Genomic DNA, 19,459 nt, shown 5'->3' with positions numbered 1-19,459 from the left:
GCTCACGCTCCCGTGGCGACGAGGACGACGGCGACCACCAGGACGACGGTGCCGGCGAGCAGCGCGCTCACATAGGTCTGCACATTGCCGGTCTGCGCCCGCCGTACGGCGGCCCCGAGCAGCCGGGGCAGCGCGGCCGCGCCGCGTACGTAGGTCTCGACGACCTCGCTGTCGAGGAAGCGGACGAGACTCGCTCCGGCCTGGACCGGGCGGACGAACAGCGCCGTGTACACGGCGTCCAGGTGGAAGCCGACGGCCGCGTGCCGATGGAGCCGGCCGAGGAGCAGCCGGCCGGGGTCGGGCGTGTGGACGAGGTCGGCCGGCCCGTGGTCTGCGAGGGCATGTGCCTCGACCAGGCTCGCGTCGCCCTCCGGATGGGCGGCGGCCTCGCCCTGGAGGTGCTCCCACTCGAAGGAGGGCGCGGGCACCGCCGGCACCCGTGCGGCGAGCGCGCTGGTGCGCTGCCAGGCGCCGTAGGTGAGCAGCCCGCCGACCAGGGCGAGGCCCGTGCTGAGGATGGAGGTGAGCAGGGTCGGGGTCAGATCGCGGCCGTCGAACCAGCCGGGCAGCGAGCGGTAGGCGAGCCCGCCGAAGGCCAGGGACGGCACGGCGAGGACCCACAGCACCACGGTCATCGTCAGCGGCTGGCGGCCGTGGTCGGGAGCCTCGGCGCCCCGGCCGCGGAAGGCCAGCAGCCACAGGCGGGCCGCGTAGGCGGCGGTGAGCAGCGCGGTGAGCAGGCCGGCGACGAGGACGATCCAGCCGGCGGCGCCCGGGGCGTGGCCGGTGCTCCCGGTGGCGACGTGCTCGGCGGCGCCGAGCACGGACTCCTTGGAGAAGAAGCCGCTGAACGGCGGGATCGCGGCGAGCGCGAGGAGTGCCACGGTCATCGTCCAGTAGGCGTCCGGGACGCGTTCGCGCAGGCCCTTCATGCGGGACATGGCGGCCAGCGAGTTGGTGCCGGCGGCGTGGATGACCACGCCGGCTGCGAGGAACAGCAGCGCCTTGAAGGCGCCGTGGGACAGGAGGTGGAAGACGGCGGCCCCGCGGTCGCCGACGGCGAGGGCGCCGGTCATGTAACCGAGCTGCCCGATCGTCGAGTAGGCGAGGACGCGTTTGATGTCGTCCTGGGCGAGCGCGGCGAGCGCCGAGCCGGCCATGGTGACGGCGGCCATGACGGCGAGGACCACCATCGCGGCCGAGGATGCCTCGAAGACGGGAAGGAGACGGGCGATGAAGTAGACACCGGCGGCGACCATCGTCGCGGCGTGGATCAGCGCCGAGACGGGCGTGGGGCCCGCCATCGCGTCCGGGAGCCAGGTGTGCAGCGGGAACTGCGCCGACTTGCCCGCGACGCCCGCGAGGAGCAGCAGGGCGATCAGGGTCGGGTGGTGCAGGTGGCCGCTTGCCACGGCGCCGAGGACGCGGGTGATGCGGAAGGATCCGGCGTCGGTGGCCAGGGCGAACAGGCCGATGAGGAACGGCACGTCGCCGAGCTTGGTGACCAGGAAGGCCTTCAGGGAGGCGGCGCGGGCCTCGGGGGTCTCCCAGTAGTGGCCGACCAGGAAGTAGGAGCAGATGCCCATGACTTCCCAGCCGACCAGCAGCACGATCAGGTCGCCGGAGTAGACGACCAGGAGCATCGCGGAGGTGAACAGGGAGACGAGGGCGGCGTACGAGGGGTAGCGCGGGTCGTCGCGCAGATAGCCCGTCGAGTAGATCTGCACGCAGGTCGCGACGAACGCGACGAGGATCGCGACGAGTGCGGCGAAGCCGTCGATGTGCAGCGCCAGCTCGATCGGGACCGAGCCGGTGGGCGTCAGCCCGGTGTGGGCGTCGACGGCCTGGTCGCCGCCCTGGCGTACGGCGACCAGCACGGCCAGGACGAGTGAGGCCAGCGGCGGCAGCACAGCGAGCGGGCGGACGAACCCGGGCGCGGTGCCGCCCAGCAGCAGTCCCGCCGCGGCGCCCAGGAACGGCAGGAGGGGGACGAGGACGGCGAGGGTGGTCGTGGTCACGCGGTGGCCTCAGCCTTCTCGCCCGCGGAGGTGCCGGGGCCCTCGGTGCCGGGACCGGCCGTGTCGGGGCCCTCGGCGGTGTCGCGGAGCTTGTCGATGTCGGAGGTGCCGCGGTTGCGGTAGACGGCGAGGACGATCGCCAGGCCGATGCCGATCTCGGCGGCGGCGATGGCGATGGTGAACAGGGTCAGCGCCTGGCCGGAGTGCAGGGTCTCCTTCGCTGCCCGGCTGAGCCAGACGTCGAAGGCGACCAGGTTGAGGTTGACGGCGTTGAGCATCAGCTCGACCGACATGAGGACCAGGATGGCGTTGCGGCGGGCGAGGACGCCGTACAGGCCGGTGCAGAAGAGGAGGGCGGAGAGTACGGCCGGGTAGGCGAGGTGCATCAGCGGGCGCCTTCCTGCTCGACCGGGTGAATTCCGGAACCCGTGACGGAAGGGGAACTCTCGGTGACCGCTCGGGAGTTCACAGGGGGAGGGTTCGACTCCGCCTTCGCCTTGCGGGACAGGACGATCGCGCCGACCAGGGCCGCGAGAAGGAGGACGGACAGGGCCTCGAAGGGCAGCACCCAGTTCCGGAAGAGGCTTGCGCCGGTGACGCGGGTGGAGCCGGCAGCAGGGCCGCTCAGGTCGATCCACGTCGTACGGAAGGCGTCGACGACCACCCACACCAGGGCGACGGCGGCGGCGACCGCGACGGTCAGGGCGGCCCAGCGGTTGCCGGAGTCGGCGTCCGGGGAGCGGCCGATGGGCGCCTTGGTGAGCATCAGACCGAACAGAAGGAGGACGACGACGGAACCGACGTAGATGAGGACCTGCACCCAGGCGATGAACTCAGCCGTGAGCAGCAGGTATTCGACGGCGAGACCGCCGAGCGCGGCCACCAGCCACAGGGCGGCGTGCACCAGCTGGCGGGTGGTGACGGTGACCAACGCGGCGCCGAAGGTGACCAGGCCGACGAGGAGGAAGGCGATCTCGACACCGGTCGGGGACAGGAAGCCGTGCTGAGCCGCGGCCAGGCTCAGGGACGAGGCGAGTCTCACGCGTCACCCTCCCCCGGCTCGGCCTGCGCGGCCGCCAGCTTCTCGGCGGTCTTGCGGGCAGCGGCGATCTCCTTCGGCTCCTCGGCGGCGGGATCCAGGGCCGGCGGGGCCGGGACGGTCCACATCCACTCGCGGAGCTTGTCCCGCTCGTGGGTGAGGTCACGGATGTCGGTCTCGGCGTACTCGAACTCCGGGGACCAGAACAGCGCGTCGAAAGGACAGACCTCGATGCAGATACCGCAGTACATGCACAGGGAGAAATCGATGGCGAACCGGTCGAGGACGTTGCGGCTGCGCTCGCGGCCACCGGGGGCGGCCGGCGGGACCGTCTCCTTGTGGGAGTCGATGTAGATGCACCAGTCCGGGCACTCACGGGCGCAGAGCATGCAGACCGTGCAGTTCTCCTCGAACAGGCCGATCACCCCGCGGGTGCGGGGCGGCAGTTCGGGCTGGGCTTCCGGGTACTGCTCCGTGACCGACTTCCTGGTCATCGTGCGCAGGGTGACGGCCAGGCCCTTGGCGAGTCCGGCACCAGGGATGGGGGCCACTACGAGATCACCACCTTGACGATGCCGGTGAGGGCGATCTGGGCGAGGGAGAGGGGGACGAGGAGGGTCCAGGAGAGCTTCTGGAGCTGGTCCTCGCGCAGCCGCGGGTAGGTGACGCGGAGCCAGATGACGAGGAAGGCCAGGATCGCGGTCTTCAGCAGGGTCCACAGCCAGCCGAGGCCGTCTGCGCCCCAGGGTCCGTGCCAGCCGCCCAGGAAGAGGACGGTGGTCAGGCCGCACAGGACGACGATGCCGGCGTACTCGGCGAGGAGGAAGAGTGCGAACCGCAGGCCCGTGTACTCGGTGTACGCGCCGAAGATGATCTCCGAGTCGGCGACGGGCATGTCGAACGGCGGGCGCTGCAGTTCGGCGAGTCCGGCGACGAAGAAGACGACCGCGCCGACGATCTGCCAGGGCACCCACCACCAGTGGAAGGAGTGCAGGATCCCGGGCAGGGAGACCGTTCCCGCGGCCATGGCGACCGAGGCCGCGGCGAGCAGCATCGGGAGTTCGTAGGCGAGCAGTTGGGCGGCTGTGCGCAGACCGCCGAGCAGGGAGAACTTGTTCGCGCTGGCCCAGCCGGCCATGAGCGAGCCGAGCACGCCGACGCCCATCACCGCGAGCACGAAGAACACGCCAGCGTCCAGGACCTGGCCGACGGCGCCCTCGCTCGGGCCGATCGGGATGGCGAGCAGGACAAGGAGGTACGGCAGCAGGGCGACGGCGGGGGCGAGTTGGAAGACGCGGCGGTCGGCGCCGGCCGGGACCACGTCCTCCTTCTGCGCGAACTTCACACCGTCGGCGATGAGCTGGGCCCAGCCGTGGAAGCCACCCGCGTACATCGGGCCGAGGCGGCCCTGCATATGGGCCATCACCTTGTGCTCGGTCTGGCCGACGATCAGCGGGAAAGTGAGGAAGACGACGAACACGACCAGGAGTCGCAGAGCGACGTCCAGCGCGCCGTTCACTGCGGGCCTCCTGTGGGGTCGTCGTCGGGGGTTTCGGGGACGGGCGGTTCGGCTTGCCCGCTCTGCGGCTCCGGCCGCTCGGGTCCGGGTTCGGGTTCGGGCTTCGGCTCAGGTTGCTCGCGCCGCGGTCCAGGCTCCGGCTTCGCCTCGGGCGCGGGCTCCGGCTCCGGTGCCGGTTCCGGTGCTGATGGCGGTTCGGGCTCTGGTACCGGTGCCGATTCGGGCTCCGGTGCCGATTCCGGCTCTCGTGCCTGTTCGGGCTCCGGTGTCGGCTTCGGCTCGTCGAAGGCCGGTCGGGCGTGGTGCCACGGAGCGTCGGAGCTGCGGGGGGCGGTGCTGCGGCGGGCCGTGCCCTCCGGCTCCGCCGGTGCGGGCTCCTGCGCTGGTGCAGGCGGCTGCTCCTGCTCCGGCCTTGGCGGCTGGGCCTCGGCCCGTTGTGAGGTCGAGCCCTCCGAGGCGCTGCGCACGCGGCGCGGGCCGGGCGGGGCGGGCGCACCCTGCGGCGGCGCCTGTCCAGCCTCCCCCTCGGCCGCAGGCTGCGCCCCCGTCCGGCTCACCGAGCCCTGGCTCGCGCTCCGCATCCGGCGCGGCTGGGCACCGGCTCCAGCGGCGGCGCCCGCGTCCGCACCGGCACCGGGAGTCGCGGCCCCCGGAACGGCCTCTCCGGCCGCCGGTGTCGGCTGGCTCGCCGAGCCCTCCGCCGCCGTACGGGTGCGCCGTACCGGGCGCTCCCCGGCCGCGCGGGCCGGGGCGGGCGGGAGCTGGCCCTTCAGGGGGCCCCACTCGTTGGGGTCCGGGACGCCCGGGGGCAGCATCTGGCGCCGCTTGGGGCCGCCGTGTTCGGATTCGCCGGGCTCCTTCGCGCCGGGCCAGGCCTTGGCGACGCGGGCGGCGAGGACGAAGTCCTTGCGCAGCGGATGGCCTTCGAAGTTCTCAGGGAGGAGGAGGTGCTCCAGCGACGGGTGGCCCTCGAAGCGGACGCCGAACATCTCGTGGGTCTCGCGCTCGTGCCAGGCGGCGCCCGCGTAGACGCCGACGGCGGAGGGCAGCGTCGGCGCCTCGTGCGGGACGGTCGTACGGACGAGGAGGCGGCGGACCGGGTGCAGGGCGACGACATGGGCGGAGACGCGGAAGCCCGCGCCCGGTTCGTCGACCGCGCTGAGCCAGTCGAAGTAGGTGCAGCCCAGGGTCGTACGGGCCGTCTCCAGTGCGGTCAGCCAGGAGGACGGCGGTACGTCCACGGTCAGGAGGTCGTACGACTCCTCGGCCGTGGCGTCCGTACCGAAGAGGTCCTCGACCGGGGCGGGGAGCCAGCCGACCGTGCTCATCGGGCCTCCCCCTCGGGGGCAGTAGCCGGGACCGGGGGCTTCACCAGGTCGCTGGTCAGCGCGGCTGCCGACGGGCGGAAGTCGCCGTACCGCTCCCCCAGGGACTCGCGGGCGATCTTCTCCTGGAGCTTGAGGATGCCCTGGAGCAGCGCCTCCGGGCGCGGCGGGCAGCCGGGGACGTACACGTCCACCGGGATGATCTGGTCGACGCCCTTGGTGACGGAGTAGGAGTCCCAGTAGGGGCCGCCGCAGTTGGAGCAGGCGCCGAAGGAGATGACGTACTTCGGCTCGGGCATCTGCTCGTAGAGCCGCTTCACGGCCGGGGCCATCTTGTCCGTGACCGTGCCCGAGACCACCATCAGGTCGGCCTGGCGGGGCCCGGGTGCGAACGGGATCACGCCGAGGCGGATGAAGTCATGCCGGGCCATCGACGCGGCGATGAACTCGATCGCGCAGCAGGCGAGGCCGAAGTTGAAGACCCAGAGCGAGTAGCGGCGGCCCCAGTTCAGGACCACCTTCATCGGCTCGGGGGCCAGGCGGGACAGGGCTCCGAGCCGCCTGGGCTCCGGCAGGTAAACGGAATCCGGGGTCACGTCCATGCCAGGACGCCCTTCTTGTATGCGTACAGCAGGCCTACGGCGAGGAAGCCGAGGAAGACGAACATCTCCACCAGGGTCGTGGCGCCGTAGCCAGGTGCGGCGAAGACCGTCGCCCAGGGGAAGAGGAAGATCGAGTCGACGGCGAAGATCACGTAGAGGAAGGCGTAGACGTAGTAGCGGACCTGGGTGTGGGCCCAGCCCTCGCCGACGGGGTCGACGCCGCACTCGTAGGTCAGGAGTTTCTCGGGGGTCGGTACGACCGGGCGCAGCAGGCGGCCGGCGCCGAAGGCGACCGCGACGAACAGCACGCCGATGAGAGCGAGCAGGCCCACCACCGAGTACGACCGGAAGTATCCGGCCGCGACGACCCGCGCCGCGGCGGCCGTCGAGTCCCCCAACGTCTCCCGCACCGTCGTCCGACCTCGCTCCCTGACCTCGTGACCCTGGTGAACCGTGAACCCTGAGATGCGCCGTGGTTCGGTTGACGCACCGTGATTCGACGATCTGTACGCACGGGAGTCTAGGCCCTGATAAAGAACTGGTAAGCAGCCCGTCACCGCGTGAGACAGGTGACGAGCCCGGGGGTGGGGTTTTCCCCCGTCGGCGGAGGGCGGCGTACCGCATGGCGCTCAGGGCGCCGGGCACGGCAGGCTGACCGGTATGACCGCTACCAGCAGCTCCGTCGCCGGGCGGGCGGACGGCACCGACCGGCTGCCGCCGACCCGGCCGGCGTACGACGCGCACACATGGAAGGAGATCCTGTATCTCCTGCTGAACCTGCCGGTGACAGTGTTCGGCTTCGTCTACGCGATCACCGCGCTGTCCGTCGGCGGGGCCCTGACGATCACCGTCGTCGGTCTCCCGCTGCTCGCGTTCAGTCTGCTGGGCGCAAGGCAGCTGGGGAAGCTGGAGCGGGCCCGCGCCCGGTGGCTGCTCGGGGTGCGGGTGGAGGAGCCGACACCGCTGCCGCTCGCGAAGAGCGGCGGGCCCGTTCAGCGGCTGTGGATGGCGCTGAAGGACCCGGTGGGCTGGCGGACGCTGCTGTACGACGTCATCCGGCTGCCCTGGGGCGTCGTCACCTTCTGCACGGTGCTGACCTCGCTGATCGTGCTGTGGCCGGTGCTGCCGTATCTGGCGCGGGGCCTCGCCAACGTGGACCGCTTCATGGTGTGCGGGCTGCTGTCGCCCTCGGACGAGCTGGAACGGCGTATCGCCGAGCTGGAGTCGGACCGGGGGGTCGTGGTCGACACGGCCGCCGCCGATCTGCGGCGCATCGAGCGGGATCTGCACGACGGGGCACAGGCCCGGCTGGTCAACCTCGCCATGGGGCTCGGTCTGGCCAAGGAGAAGCTGCTGGAGGACCCGGACTCGGCGGCGGCGATGGTGGAGGAGGCGCACGGCGAGGTGAAGCTGGCCCTGCAGGAGCTGCGCGACCTCGCCCGCGGCATCCATCCGGCCGTGCTCACGGACCGGGGACTGGACGCGGCTCTGTCCTCGGTCGCCTCGCGCTGCACGGTCCCGGTGAACGTCACCGTGGACCTGCCGGACCGCCCGGCGCCGGCCATCGAGGGCATCGCCTACTTCACGGTCTCCGAACTGCTGCAGAACATCAGCAAGCACAGCCGGGCCCGGTCCGCGTCGGTGGACGTCTGGCGCACGGAGAACCGGCTGCTCATCCAGGTCCAGGACGACGGCCGCGGCGGCGCCCGCCTGGAGGCCGGCACGGGCATGCGGGGCCTGGCCGGGCGACTGGGCGCGGTGGACGGCCTCTTCGTACTCGACTCGCCGCCGGGCGGCCCGACGGTGATCACAGCCGAGCTCCCGTGGCGAGACCGTACGGAGTAGCCAGCGGCTCCCCATGCGGGTGCGGCGGCTGCAACCCCCAGGGCGCGGGGAACTGCGCGACCGGCCAGGCCGCACCCGCGGGAGACCAACTGCAGAACCCCCGCGGCGACCGCGACCAACGGCACCGGAAAGACACCGGGCACTGGACAACGGCCAATCCGCCGGAGGCCGAGGTGGGGAAAACCCCCGCCCCAACACGCCGACGGCCTCCATGGCCCGGCAGCCCCACGGCGCACGACTCTGGAAACGCGGCTGAACCGCCGCACGGACGACGAGAACGGGACGAGATCGATGGCCACGGAGTACGGACAGGGGTACGGGTACGGGCGGGAGGACGGCGGGTCCACCGGAACCGGACACCGGCTGCCCGCCGCGCTGCGGGCGCCCTTCGAGGCGCGCAGCTGGCGCGAGTTCGGCTATGTCCTGTTGAGCCTGCCATTGGCCATCGTGCTGTTCACCTGGACGGTGACCATGGTGTCGCTCGGCGCCGGTCTGCTGGTGACCTTCATCGGCGTCCCGGTGCTCGCGGCGGCGCTCGCCGGCTGCCGGGGCTTCGGCGCGCTGGAGCGGGCGCGGGCGCGCGGGCTGCTCCGGCTGGACGTGGCCGAGCCGGAGCCGCTGCGGGTGCGCGGGCCGGGCGCGCTGGCCTGGATCGGCGCGGTGCTCAAGAGCGGCACCTCCTGGCGCAACGCGCTGTACGCGCTGCTGCAGTTCCCGTGGGCGGTGTTCTCGTTCTCGGTGGCGGTGAGCCTGTGGACGACTGGCTGGACTCTGCTGACCTACCCGCTGTGGTTCTGGGTCTTCCCGGCGTACGCCGGCCAGGGCGGGCTGCAGCTGTACGGCGACGAGCACCACAGCGTCTATCTGGACAACCCGTTCGAGATCACGGTGACCGCGCTGGTCGGGCTGCTGTTCACGCTGGCTGTGCCGTGGATCGTACGGGCCCTGACGACGGTGGACGGGCTGCTGGTCCGGGGGCTGCTGGGGCCGTCGCCGCTGTCGGCGCGGGTGGTGGAGCTGGAGTCGGACCGGGGGGTCGTGGTCGACACGGCCGCCGCCGATCTGCGGCGCATCGAGCGGGACCTGCACGACGGGGCACAGGCCCGGCTGGTCAACCTAGCCATGGACCTGGGGCTGGCGAAGGAGAAGCTCCAGGAGGATCCGCGCGCGGCGGCGCAGATGGTGGAGGAGGCGCACGGCGAGGTGAAGACGGCGCTGCAGGAGCTGCGCGACCTCGCCCGTGGCATCCATCCGGCCGTGCTGACCGACCGCGGTCTGGACGCGGCCCTGTCCGCGGTCGCCTCCCGCTGCACGGTCCCGGTGCGGGTCGAGGTCGATCTGCCGGCCCGCCCGGCGCAGGCCATCGAGGGCATCGCCTACTTCACGGTCTCCGAACTGCTGCAGAACATCAGCAAGCACAGCCGGGCCCGGTCCGCGTCGGTGGACGTCTGGCGCTCGGAGGACCGGCTGATGCTGCAGGTGATCGACGACGGGGTGGGCGGCGCGGACGTCTCCCGCGGCTCGGGCCTGGCGGGCCTCGGCGGCCGTCTCGACGCGGTGGACGGCGTCCTCGTCGTGGACTCCCCCACGGGCGGCCCCACCCGGGTGATCGCGGAACTGCCCTGGCGTGCCGCCTGAAACCCGGGACAGCACGCGTCGGCAGTCCCCGGCCCCCCGTCACCCATCACCCGTCACCCGTCACCCGTCACTCATTCGTCATGCACTCGTCACTCACGGCGACACCGCCGGTCCCCCCGCCCTCCCCCGGCGGGGGGATTGTTCTGGTGGGGCGGCGGCACGGACCGAATGCTGGAATGCTGGACCTTCGTACGGCGTACCGGCGTACCGACGACCGTCGTCGGAGAGCGGGATCGGGCTTGGGGGGCCAGGAGATCGTGAAGGACAGGGTGCGGGTGGTCATCGCCGAGGATTCAGTGCTGCTCAGAGAGGGCCTGACCCGGCTGCTGACCGACCGCGGGCACGATGTCGTGGCCGGTGTCGGCGACGCGGAGGCGCTGGTGAAGACCGTCGCCGATCTGGACGCACAGGGCACGCTGCCCGACGTGGTCGTGGCGGACGTACGGATGCCGCCGACGCACACCGACGAGGGCGTACGGGCGGCCGTACGGCTGCGGAAGGCGCATCCGGGGCTCGGGGTGCTGGTGCTGTCGCAGTACGTGGAGGAGCGCTACGCCACCGAGCTGCTGGCCGGTTCCAGCCGGGGTGTGGGCTATCTGCTCAAGGACCGGGTCGCCGAGGTGCGCGAGTTCGTGGACGCGGTGGTTCGGGTGGCCGAGGGCGGTACGGCGCTGGACCCGGAGGTCGTCGCACAGTTGCTCGGGCGCAGCCGCAAGCAGGACGTGCTCGCGGGGCTGACCCCGCGCGAGCGCGAGGTGCTCGGGCTGATGGCCGAGGGACGGACGAACTCGGCGATCGCCCGGCAGCTGGTGGTCAGCGACGGGGCGGTGGAGAAGCACGTCAGCAACATCTTCCTGAAGCTCGGCCTGGCCCCGAGCGATGGTGATCACCGGCGCGTTCTGGCCGTGCTCACTTACCTGAACTCCTGAGCGAACGACACTCGATCAGCGCAATCCGCCCGCACGCTCTGTCCGCACGCTGTCAGCACACGCTGTCAGCAACGCGTCAGACCGTCCGGCTTCTGTGGGAAGCCGGATACCGAGGTGGAAGACCGGAGGAGGCGACGGGGGAAGGACGTTATGGCGCGTCAGTGCTCAAGGCCGACTCGAAATCAGCGCTCAGTGCCGCCTCGATAGCGCTACAGGCCGACTCGAAATGTCGACCAATCTGCGGATCGCCTCGGGAAGGCGACCCTAACCGACGTAGTGTTGATCCTGGGATGGTCCGTGGGACGACCACGCCCCGGACAGCCGCCTCGAAGGAGGTCCAGTTCAGTGACCAGCCAGGTCAGCAGCCCAACGGAGCAGGCCGACGGAACCGTCGTGGGAGAGCAGCGCACACCGGGCGGCGCGAAGGACGTGCGGCGTCTGGACCGGGTCATCATCCGGTTCGCGGGGGACTCGGGTGACGGTATGCAGCTCACCGGTGACCGGTTCACCTCGGAGACCGCGTCCTTCGGCAACGACCTCTCCACCCTTCCGAACTTCCCCGCCGAGATCCGCGCGCCCGCCGGCACCCTGCCCGGCGTCTCCAGCTTCCAGCTCCACTTCGCCGATCACGACATCCTCACCCCGGGCGACGCGCCGAACGTGCTCGTCGCGATGAACCCGGCCGCGCTGAAGGCGAACGTCGGAGATCTGCCGCGCGGCGCCGAGATCATCGTCAACACGGACGAGTTCACCAAGCGCGCCCTGCAGAAGGTCGGCTACGCCGCCTCCCCGCTGGAGGACGGCTCGCTGGACGGCTACCACCTCCACCCGGTGCCGCTGACCACCCTCACGGTGGAGGCGCTGAAGGAGTTCGACCTCTCCCGCAAGGAGGCCGAGCGCAGCAAGAACATGTTCGCGCTGGGTCTGCTGTCGTGGATGTACCACCGGCCCACCGAGGGCACCGAGAAGTTCCTGAAGTCGAAGTTCGCGAAGAAGCCGGAGATCATGGCGGCGAACATCGCCGCGTTCCGCGCCGGCTGGAACTTCGGCGAGACGACGGAGGACTTCGCGGTCTCCTACGAGGTAGCCCCGGCCGCCCAGGCCTTCCCCGTGGGCACCTACCGCAACATCTCCGGCAACCTCGCCCTGGCCTACGGCCTGATCAGCGCCTCCCAGCAGGCGGACCTGCCGCTGTTCCTGGGCTCGTACCCGATCACGCCGGCCTCGGACATCCTGCACGAGCTGAGCAAGCACAAGAACTTCGGTGTGCGCACCTTCCAGGCGGAGGACGAGATCGCGGGCATCGGCGCGGCGCTGGGCGCGGCGTTCGGCGGCTCGCTCGCGGTGACCACGACGTCCGGTCCCGGTGTGGCTCTGAAGAGCGAGACGATCGGCCTCGCCGTCTCCCTGGAGCTGCCGCTGCTGGTCGTCGACATCCAGCGCGGCGGCCCGTCCACGGGTCTGCCGACCAAGACCGAGCAGGCGGATCTGCTGCAGGCGATGTTCGGCCGCAACGGCGAGGCGCCGGTGCCGATCGTCGCGCCGCGGACCCCGGCGGACTGCTTCGAGGCCGCTCTGGAGGCGGCGCGGATCGCGCTGACGTACCGCACGCCGGTGATGCTGCTCTCCGACGGCTATCTGGCCAACGGCTCCGAGCCGTGGCGGATCCCGGACCTGGACGAGCTGCCGGATCTGCGCGTGCAGTTCGCCTCCGCCGCGAACCACGCGCTGGAGGACGGCACCGAGGTCTTCTGGCCGTACAAGCGGGATCCGCAGACCCTCGCCCGGCCGTGGGCGATCCCGGGCACGCCGGGTCTGGAGCACCGTATCGGCGGCATCGAGAAGCAGGACGGCACCGGCAACATCTCCTACGACCCCGCGAACCACGACTTCATGGTCCGCACCCGGCAGGCCAAGGTCGACGGGATCGAGGTCCCGGACCTGGAGGTCGACGACCCGGACGGCGCGAAGACGCTGGTGCTGGGCTGGGGCTCGACGTACGGACCGATCACGGCGGCGGTACGGCGGCTGCGCCGCGCCGGCGAGTCGATCGCACAGGCCCATCTGCGCCACCTCAACCCGTTCCCGGGCAATCTCCAAGCGGTGGTCACGTCGTACGACAAGGTGGTGATCCCCGAGATGAACCTCGGGCAGCTCGCCACCCTGATCCGGGCGAAGTACCTGGTCGACGCCCACTCCTACAACCAGGTCAACGGCATGCCGTTCAAGGCGGAACAGCTCGCCGCGGCGCTGAAGGAGGCCATCGATGACTGACACCGGCAACGGGCTGCTGCAGCTGGTCCCCAAGGCCGAGGCCAAGCAGTCGATGAAGGACTTCAAGTCGGACCAGGAGGTGCGCTGGTGCCCCGGCTGCGGTGACTACGCGATCCTCGCCGCCGTCCAGGGCTTCATGCCGGAGCTGGGGCTGGCCAAGGAGAACATCGTCTTCGTCTCCGGCATCGGCTGCTCCTCCCGCTTCCCGTACTACATGAACACGTACGGGATGCACTCCATCCACGGCCGCGCCCCGGCCATCGCCACCGGCCTCGCCACCAGCAGGCGGGACCTGTCGGTGTGGGTGGTCACCGGTGACGGCGACGCGCTGTCCATCGGCGGCAACCACCTGATCCACGCGCTGCGCCGCAACGTCAACCTGAAGATCCTGCTGTTCAACAACCGGATCTACGGCCTGACGAAGGGCCAGTACTCGCCGACCTCCGAGCTCGGCAAGATCACCAAGTCGACCCCGATGGGCTCGCTGGACGCGCCGTTCAACCCGGTGTCGCTGGCGATCGGCGCGGAGGCGTCCTTCGTCGCCCGCACCATCGACTCCGACCGCAAGCATCTGACCGAGGTGCTGCGCGCGGCCGCCGACCACCCGGGCACGGCCCTGATCGAGATCTACCAGAACTGCAACATCTTCAACGACGGCGCCTTCGACGCCCTGAAGGACAAGCAGCAGGCCGAGGAGGCACTGATCCGGCTGGAGCACGGGCAGCCGATCCGGTTCGGCGCCGACCGGGCGCGCGGTGTGGTGCGCAACCGGGCCACCGGGGACCTGGAGGCCGTCACCGTGACGCCGGAGAACGAGGCGGACATCCTGGTCCACGACGCCCACGCCGCGTCCCCGACCACCGCCTTCGCGCTGTCCCGGCTCGCCGACCCCGACACCCTGCACCAGACCCCGATCGGAGTCTTCCGCTCGGTCGAACGGCCCGTCTACGACACCGCGATGGCCGAGCAGCTGGACACCGCGATCGAGCAGAAGGGCAAGGGCGACCTGGCCGCGCTGCTGGCGGGAGGCGACACCTGGACGGTCGTCGGCTGAGACCGCCTTCGCTCGCATACGCCTTCGCTCGGCTACGAGGCCCGGGACTGGATTTCCCGGGCCTCGTCGTATGCCAGGCGCGCCTTCTCCACCGCCGGCATGCGGTCGTGGGTCCACTGGGCGAGGGAGCGCACCTGCTCCGCCGCCTCCCGGCCGAGGCCGGTGAGCGAGTAGTCGACGCGGGGCGGGATGACCGGCTTGGCGTCCCGGTGGACCAGGCCGTCGCGCTCCAGGGTCTGGAGGGTCTGGGTGAGCATCTTCTCGCTGACGCCGCGCCCGCCGACGAGGTTGATCGCCCGGCGCAGCTCGCTGAACCGGTACGGCCGCTCCAGCAGAGCGATGAGGACGAGGACACCCCAGCGGCTGGTGACGTGCTCCAGGACGAGCCGGTAGGGGCACATGGCCTCGACGTCCGCCGCGTTCTTGCTTACTGCCATGCCAGTACCTTACTTCAAAGTGGGTACTTTCGCTTGGTTAGTGCCTCTCCTAGGGTGAGTGTCATACAGCGATACGGCCATACGGCACCCCCACAAGGAGTTCTGAACCATGAGCATCGTCGTCACCGGAGCCACCGGACACCTCGGCCGCCATGTCGTGGAGCAGCTGCTGGAGCAGGTGCCGGCGGGGCAGATCACCGCGGTCGTGCGCGACGGGCAGAAGGCCGCCGGCCTCGCGGCCCGCGGGGTGAAGCTCGCGATCGCCGACTACAACGCGCCCGAGACCTTCGACGACGTCTTCGCCGCAGGCGACAGGGTCCTGCTGATCTCGGGCAACGAGTTCGACAAGGGCCGTCCGGCCCAGCACCAGGTCGTCATCGACGCCGCGAAGGCGGCCGGCGTGGCGCTGCTCGCGTACACCAGCGCGCCGGGCAGCCTCACGGCCGCGCTCGCGGACGACCACCGGGCGACGGAGGCGGCACTGCTCGCCTCCGGCCTGCCCTACACCCTGCTGCGCAACGGCTGGTACTTCGAGAACTACACCGAGAACCTCGCCCCGGTACTGGAGCACAGCGCGGTCGTCCAGGCCGCCGGTGACGGCCGGGTCTCGGCCGCCTCCCGCGCCGACTACGCCGCCGCCGCGGTCGCGGTACTGACCGGCACGGGCCACGAGAACCAGACGTACGAGCTGGGCGGCGACGAGGCGTTCGGCTTCGCCGAGTACGCGGCCGAGCTGAGCCGGCAGACCGGTAAGGAGATCGTCTACACCCCGGTCTCCGCCGAGGCCTTCACCGGCATCCTGACCGGCGCCGGGCTTCCCGGCCCCCTGGCCACGACCCTGGCGGGCGTGGACGCCTCGATCGAGAAGGGCGAGCTGGTGATCTCCTCCGGCGATCTGTCGCGCCTGACCGGCCGCCCGACGACGCCGCTGACGGAGGCGGTCACCGCCGCGCTCAAGAGCTGATCCCTCCGAACCCTCCGGCCTGTCATGACCGTATGCCGATACACACATGACAGGCGGGGCGCTCGGCGCTACCTTCGTTCTCGCATGCCTGATGTGAGAGGGAGGGCCGGTGACCGGGACGTCCAGGGGTGAGCACCGAATAGGCCTGCTCAACGGCTTCGCCGCCTACGGCATGTGGGGCCTGGTGCCCCTGTTCTGGCCGCTGCTCAAGCCCGCCGGGGCGGTGGAGATCCTCGCCCACCGCATGGTGTGGTCCCTCGGCGTCGTCGCCGTGGCGCTGCTCTTCGTACGGCGCTGGGCCTGGGCCGGGGAGCTGCTGCGTCAGCCGCGCCGGCTCGGGCTGGTCGCCGTGGCCGCCACCGTCATCTCGGTGAACTGGGGCGTCTACATCTGGGCCGTGAACTCCGGCCATGTGGTCGAGGCCTCCCTCGGTTACTTCATCAACCCGCTGGTGACCATCGCGATGGGCGTACTGCTGCTGAAGGAGCGGCTGCGGCCCGTGCAGTGGGCGGCGGTCGCGACCGGCTTCGCCGCCGTCGTCACCCTGACCGTCGGCTACGGCCGGCCGCCGTGGATCTCGCTGGTCCTCGCCTTCTCCTTCGCCACCTACGGCCTGGTCAAGAAGAAGGTCGGCCTCGGCGGTGTCGAGTCGCTGGCCGCCGAGACCGCGATCCAGTTCCTGCCCGCGCTCGGCTATCTGCTGTGGCTCGGCGCGCACGGGAAGGCCAGCTTCCTGAACGACGGGACCGGACACGCCGCCCTGCTCGCCTCCACCGGCCTCGTCACCGCACTGCCGCTGGTCTGCTTCGGCGCGGCGGCGATCCGCGTGCCGCTGTCCACGCTGGGCCTGCTGCAGTATCTGGCGCCCGTCTTCCAGTTCCTGCTCGGCATCCTCTACTTCCACGAGGCCATGCCGCCCGAGCGCTGGGCCGGGTTCGCGCTGGTCTGGCTGGCGCTGCTGCTGCTCACGGGCGACGCGCTGCGCGCCGCACGCCGGGCCGTCCGCAGGCTCGCCGGGACGGCCGGAGTGCCCAGCACCACCGTGACGACCGGCGCGATCAGGGCCGTACAGAACGTGGAGAGCGCGCCTTGCGGGCCGGAGCCGGACCCCGAGGCCGCGCGGCCGTAGCCGGCAGCCGGCGGTCACGGCTGCTCCTCATCGCGCTCACCGCGCGAGGGTGAGCCGGCCTCTTGCCGTGGCGACGGGCAGTGAGCGGCCACGCGGAATCAGCGCGTCCGGCACGGGCGGCGGCTATATGTGGTCTCCATGACCACCCAGACACCCGAACCCACGCCCGCCCCGCTGCACTGGAAGCTCGTCATCGACGCCGCCGACCCCCACGCACAGGCCGACTTCTGGGCCGCCGCGCTGCACTACACGGCCGAGGACAACAGCGCCCTCGTCGAACGGCTGCTGTCCGCAGGCGCGCTGCCCGGCGAGGCCACGGTCGAGTACCACGGCCGCCCCGCCTTCCGTGACCTGATCGCCGTACGGCATCCCGACGACCCGTACGACCCGCAGACCGGCACCGGACTGGGCCGGCGCCTGCTCTTCCAGCGCGTCCCGGAGCCGAAGACGGTCAAGAACCGGCTCCACCTGGATCTGCACGCCGGCCCCGAGCGGCGTGCGGCGGAACTGGCCCGGCTTCGGACACTGGGCGCGCAGGTCGTGCGCGAGGTCAAGGAGCCCGGTGGGGAGTGGCTCGTGCTGACGGACCCGGAGGGCAACGAATTCTGCCTGCAGTAGGGCGCGTCGCCGCCCATGCCACCGGTTACGGCTGTGCGGCGCGGGCCGCCCGGCCGGCCAGGCGGACCATACGGGCGCGGGCGGACTCCAGCGGGCCCGGGTCGTCGGCGGCGGGGCCCGGCTCGGTGGCGAGGTCCGTCCACAGCTCGATCAGGTCCCGGCCCAGCCGCAGGCCCTCCTCGGGGTCGCGCACGGCACGCCACGCGGTCGCCGCGCTCCGCACGTTGCCGTAGGCGGACTCCGCGTCCCGCGCCTGCCGGCGCAGCCGGGCCAGGTCCAGGGACAGCTGGAAGGCACGGACCGGCTCACCTCCCAAGTAGGCAATGTAGGCGGCCAGTTCACGCAGGTGCAGCACCTCGGCATGGCGGGGGCCCAGCATGGTGGTCGCCTCGGTGACCGCATGGTCGGCGAGTTCCGCCGCCGCCTCGATACGACCGGCCCGCACGGCCTCGTTGATCCGCGTCATCGGCTCGGTGAGCAACTCGGCACCCTCCGCGGTCTCGGTCACGGGCCCGTCCCCGAGCACCTCCTCGGCGACGGCGTCGAAGCCTCGCGCGGGGGTGTGAGTCGGACCGGGGTCGGGAGCGGAGAGCATGGGCTCGGGTTCGAGATACAGGGCGGGGGCGGGGGCCATGGGAGCCGGCGTCGAGTTCGGGAGCGGGGCGGGGGCCATGGGGGCCGGCGTCGAGTTCGGGAGCGGGGCGAAGGCGGGGGCCACGGAGGCGGACACAGGGACCGGGGCGGGGGCCGGGACGGGCGCCGCGTAGGCCGGCTCGGGGTCCCGGACGTCGGCGGTGGGCGCCGTCGCCTGCCTGGCCGGCATGACCGGCGCGGGCCCGAACTGTCCCGTCGGGGCCTGCACGGTACCGGCCGGCACGGGTGCCGAGTCGCCGGCCGGGGGAACGTCCCGCGCACCCGCGGGCGAGGGCACCGCGCTCACGCCCCGCAGCACGCCCTCCCGGGCGCCCTCCGGTGAAGCCACCCGTACCGGCTCCCCCGTCATCCGGCTGGAGCCGTCCGCGAAGACCTCCAGGGGGACCACACAGCCCGCGCCGTCGTCGTGGATTGTGGCGCGTATCGGGGCGCCGAGGCTGATGGCCAGGCGCTGGAGGTGGTTGAGGACGGCCTGCTGGATCTCCTCGCCCGGCGCCACCACCACCGACGTCCCGCCCACCGACGCGCCTCCCGCGCCGAACACCCGGACCGGTACCACCGCCGGATACGCCGCGGGCTGCTGCGCCCGCTTCTTCTCGAAGCTGAGTCGAGACATCGGTTTTCCCTCACTCCCCCGGCGTCGCGCGATCCGGTCGTACGCGTCCTGCCCACCAGTGTGTCGGCTCGCCCCGGCTTCCGCGTCACCGCAGCGTCACAGCCTCGCACCAGCCGCACCCTGGTCAAAATTGATTGCGTATGCATAAGATGCGCATGCCTTTAATCCTCGTGCGGCAGTACTCATCTGGGGGACCCATGAGCCGTCGTTTCCTCTTCGTCCTGGGCAGCGCCCGTGCCGAGGGCAACACCGAACTGCTGGCCCGCGCCGCGGCCGAACAGCTGCCCGGTGACGTCGAGCAACGCTGGATCCGCCTGGCCGAGCATCCGCTGCCCGACTTCATGGACCTGCGGCACGACAGCGACCATGTCCGGCCGCCTTCGGACAGCGCCACCGGTCGACTGCTGGACGCCACGCTCGCGGCCACGGACATCGTGATCGCCTCCCCGCTGTACTGGTACTCGGTGTCCAGCCTCACCAAGCGCTACCTGGACCACTGGTCCGGCTGGCTGCGCATCCCCGGTCTCGGCTTCAAGGCGACCCTGGCCGGCCGCACGCTCTGGGGCATCGCCGCGCTCGCCGACAGCGAGCCGTCGGTCGCCGACCCCTACGCCGGCACGCTCAACAACTCGGCCGCCTACATGGGGATGCGCTTCGGCGGGGTACTGCTGGGCAACGGCAGCGCCCGCGGCGACGTGCTGAAGGACACCGTCGCACTGGCCCGCGCGAAGACGTTCTTCGCACAGGACGCGCCCCTCGCCCGCTTCCCGCACCAGGCCGTCTGAGACTGCCCGAAAG

The 19,459-nt window shown here is 71.5% G+C and carries 19 protein-coding genes; 9 read left to right on the top strand and 10 right to left on the bottom strand.

The features are described 5' to 3' along the window. Window positions 1-2: 2 nt before the first annotated feature. Genes AV521_RS33345 through AV521_RS33310 form a run of 8 tightly spaced genes read right to left on the bottom strand, consistent with a single transcriptional unit; the run spans window position 3 to window position 6,913 of the window. Entirely contained in the window at window positions 3-2,018 is a 2,016-nt protein-coding gene (locus tag AV521_RS33345) for an NADH-quinone oxidoreductase subunit L (protein WP_076093769.1), read from the bottom strand. Continuing rightward, entirely contained in the window at window positions 2,015-2,404 is a 390-nt protein-coding gene (nuoK, locus tag AV521_RS33340; protein WP_076093767.1) for an NADH-quinone oxidoreductase subunit NuoK, read from the bottom strand. Before nuoK ends, AV521_RS33345 begins: the two co-directional genes overlap by 4 nt. Then, window positions 2,404-3,042, bottom strand: a complete 639-nt coding sequence (locus AV521_RS33335) for an NADH-quinone oxidoreductase subunit J (protein ID WP_076093822.1) — start codon at window positions 3,040-3,042, stop codon at window positions 2,404-2,406. The genes nuoK and AV521_RS33335 overlap by 1 nt, the downstream gene beginning before the upstream one ends. A 14-nt stretch (window positions 3,043-3,056) precedes the next feature. After that, window positions 3,057-3,608, bottom strand: a complete 552-nt coding sequence (locus AV521_RS33330; protein ID WP_076093765.1) for an NADH-quinone oxidoreductase subunit I — start codon at window positions 3,606-3,608, stop codon at window positions 3,057-3,059. Continuing rightward, entirely contained in the window at window positions 3,608-4,576 is a 969-nt protein-coding gene (locus AV521_RS33325) for a complex I subunit 1 family protein (protein WP_076093764.1), read from the bottom strand. The genes AV521_RS33330 and AV521_RS33325 overlap by 1 nt, the downstream gene beginning before the upstream one ends. After that, on the bottom strand, window positions 4,573-5,904 hold the full coding sequence (locus AV521_RS33320) for an NADH-quinone oxidoreductase subunit C (protein ID WP_076093762.1): 1,332 nt from the start codon (window positions 5,902-5,904) through the stop codon (window positions 4,573-4,575). Before AV521_RS33320 ends, AV521_RS33325 begins: the two co-directional genes overlap by 4 nt. Beyond that, window positions 5,901-6,503 carry an NADH-quinone oxidoreductase subunit B gene (locus AV521_RS33315; protein WP_076093760.1) on the bottom strand — a complete coding sequence of 201 codons (603 nt, stop codon included), beginning with the start codon at window positions 6,501-6,503 and terminating at the stop codon, window positions 5,901-5,903. Before AV521_RS33315 ends, AV521_RS33320 begins: the two co-directional genes overlap by 4 nt. Beyond that, window positions 6,494-6,913, bottom strand: coding sequence for an NADH-quinone oxidoreductase subunit A (locus AV521_RS33310; RefSeq protein ID WP_076093759.1), 420 nt, complete (start codon window positions 6,911-6,913; stop codon window positions 6,494-6,496). The genes AV521_RS33315 and AV521_RS33310 overlap by 10 nt, the downstream gene beginning before the upstream one ends. Window positions 6,914-7,163: 250 nt before the next feature. Here AV521_RS33310 and AV521_RS33305 point away from each other — a divergent pair, with 250 nt between their 5' ends. From AV521_RS33305 to AV521_RS33285, 5 genes are all read left to right on the top strand, one after another. Then, window positions 7,164-8,348: a sensor domain-containing protein gene (locus tag AV521_RS33305; protein ID WP_076093757.1), complete on the top strand. Its 1,185-nt coding sequence runs from the start codon at window positions 7,164-7,166 to the stop codon at window positions 8,346-8,348. A gap of 291 nt (window positions 8,349-8,639) precedes the next feature. Continuing rightward, window positions 8,640-9,986 carry a sensor histidine kinase gene (locus AV521_RS33300; RefSeq protein ID WP_076093755.1) on the top strand — a complete coding sequence of 449 codons (1,347 nt, stop codon included), beginning with the start codon at window positions 8,640-8,642 and terminating at the stop codon, window positions 9,984-9,986. Window positions 9,987-10,255: 269 nt separating this feature from the next. Further along, window positions 10,256-10,915, top strand: a complete 660-nt coding sequence (locus tag AV521_RS33295; protein WP_305965205.1) for a response regulator transcription factor — start codon at window positions 10,256-10,258, stop codon at window positions 10,913-10,915. Window positions 10,916-11,260: 345 nt separating this feature from the next. Beyond that, window positions 11,261-13,189 (top strand): 2-oxoacid:acceptor oxidoreductase subunit alpha, encoded by a 1,929-nt coding sequence (locus AV521_RS33290; RefSeq protein ID WP_076093753.1) that lies wholly within the window; start codon window positions 11,261-11,263, stop codon window positions 13,187-13,189. Further along, the gene (locus AV521_RS33285; RefSeq protein WP_076093752.1) at window positions 13,182-14,243 is read left to right on the top strand and encodes a 2-oxoacid:ferredoxin oxidoreductase subunit beta; all 1,062 of its coding nucleotides are present in this window, start codon (window positions 13,182-13,184) and stop codon (window positions 14,241-14,243) included. Before AV521_RS33290 ends, AV521_RS33285 begins: the two co-directional genes overlap by 8 nt. Window positions 14,244-14,275: 32 nt before the next feature. Here AV521_RS33285 and AV521_RS33280 read toward each other — a convergent pair whose 3' ends face one another. Further along, entirely contained in the window at window positions 14,276-14,680 is a 405-nt protein-coding gene (locus tag AV521_RS33280; RefSeq protein ID WP_076093750.1) for a helix-turn-helix domain-containing protein, read from the bottom strand. 109 nt (window positions 14,681-14,789) lie between these two features. On the opposite strand from AV521_RS33280, the gene AV521_RS33275 reads away from it, so the two are divergent. The 3 genes from AV521_RS33275 to AV521_RS33265 all read left to right on the top strand — a co-directional run bounded on the left by AV521_RS33275 (window position 14,790) and on the right by AV521_RS33265 (window position 17,391). Then, on the top strand, window positions 14,790-15,644 hold the full coding sequence (locus AV521_RS33275; RefSeq protein ID WP_076093749.1) for an SDR family oxidoreductase: 855 nt from the start codon (window positions 14,790-14,792) through the stop codon (window positions 15,642-15,644). A gap of 109 nt (window positions 15,645-15,753) precedes the next feature. Next, a complete protein-coding gene (gene rarD / locus AV521_RS33270) occupies window positions 15,754-16,773 on the top strand; it encodes an EamA family transporter RarD (RefSeq protein ID WP_079249518.1) in 1,020 nt (339 codons plus the stop codon). A gap of 138 nt (window positions 16,774-16,911) precedes the next feature. Continuing rightward, on the top strand, window positions 16,912-17,391 hold the full coding sequence (locus AV521_RS33265) for a VOC family protein (RefSeq protein ID WP_076093816.1): 480 nt from the start codon (window positions 16,912-16,914) through the stop codon (window positions 17,389-17,391). Window positions 17,392-17,416: 25 nt separating this feature from the next. Here the strand turns inward: AV521_RS33265 and AV521_RS49600 are convergent, their stop codons facing one another. Next, window positions 17,417-18,661 carry a hypothetical protein gene (locus tag AV521_RS49600; protein WP_076093747.1) on the bottom strand — a complete coding sequence of 415 codons (1,245 nt, stop codon included), beginning with the start codon at window positions 18,659-18,661 and terminating at the stop codon, window positions 17,417-17,419. A 197-nt stretch (window positions 18,662-18,858) separates the two neighbouring features. Here AV521_RS49600 and AV521_RS33255 point away from each other — a divergent pair, with 197 nt between their 5' ends. Continuing rightward, the gene (locus tag AV521_RS33255; RefSeq protein ID WP_076093746.1) at window positions 18,859-19,446 is read left to right on the top strand and encodes a flavodoxin family protein; all 588 of its coding nucleotides are present in this window, start codon (window positions 18,859-18,861) and stop codon (window positions 19,444-19,446) included. Window positions 19,447-19,459: the final 13 nt, after the last annotated feature.

Origin of the sequence: Streptomyces sp. IMTB 2501 (assembly GCF_001953885.1) — a bacterium.
Taxonomy (GTDB): Bacteria; Actinomycetota; Actinomycetes; order Streptomycetales; family Streptomycetaceae; genus Streptomyces.
The sequence above is the reverse complement of the archived record's forward strand: the minus strand, read 5'-3'. Positions and strand labels throughout refer to the sequence as shown.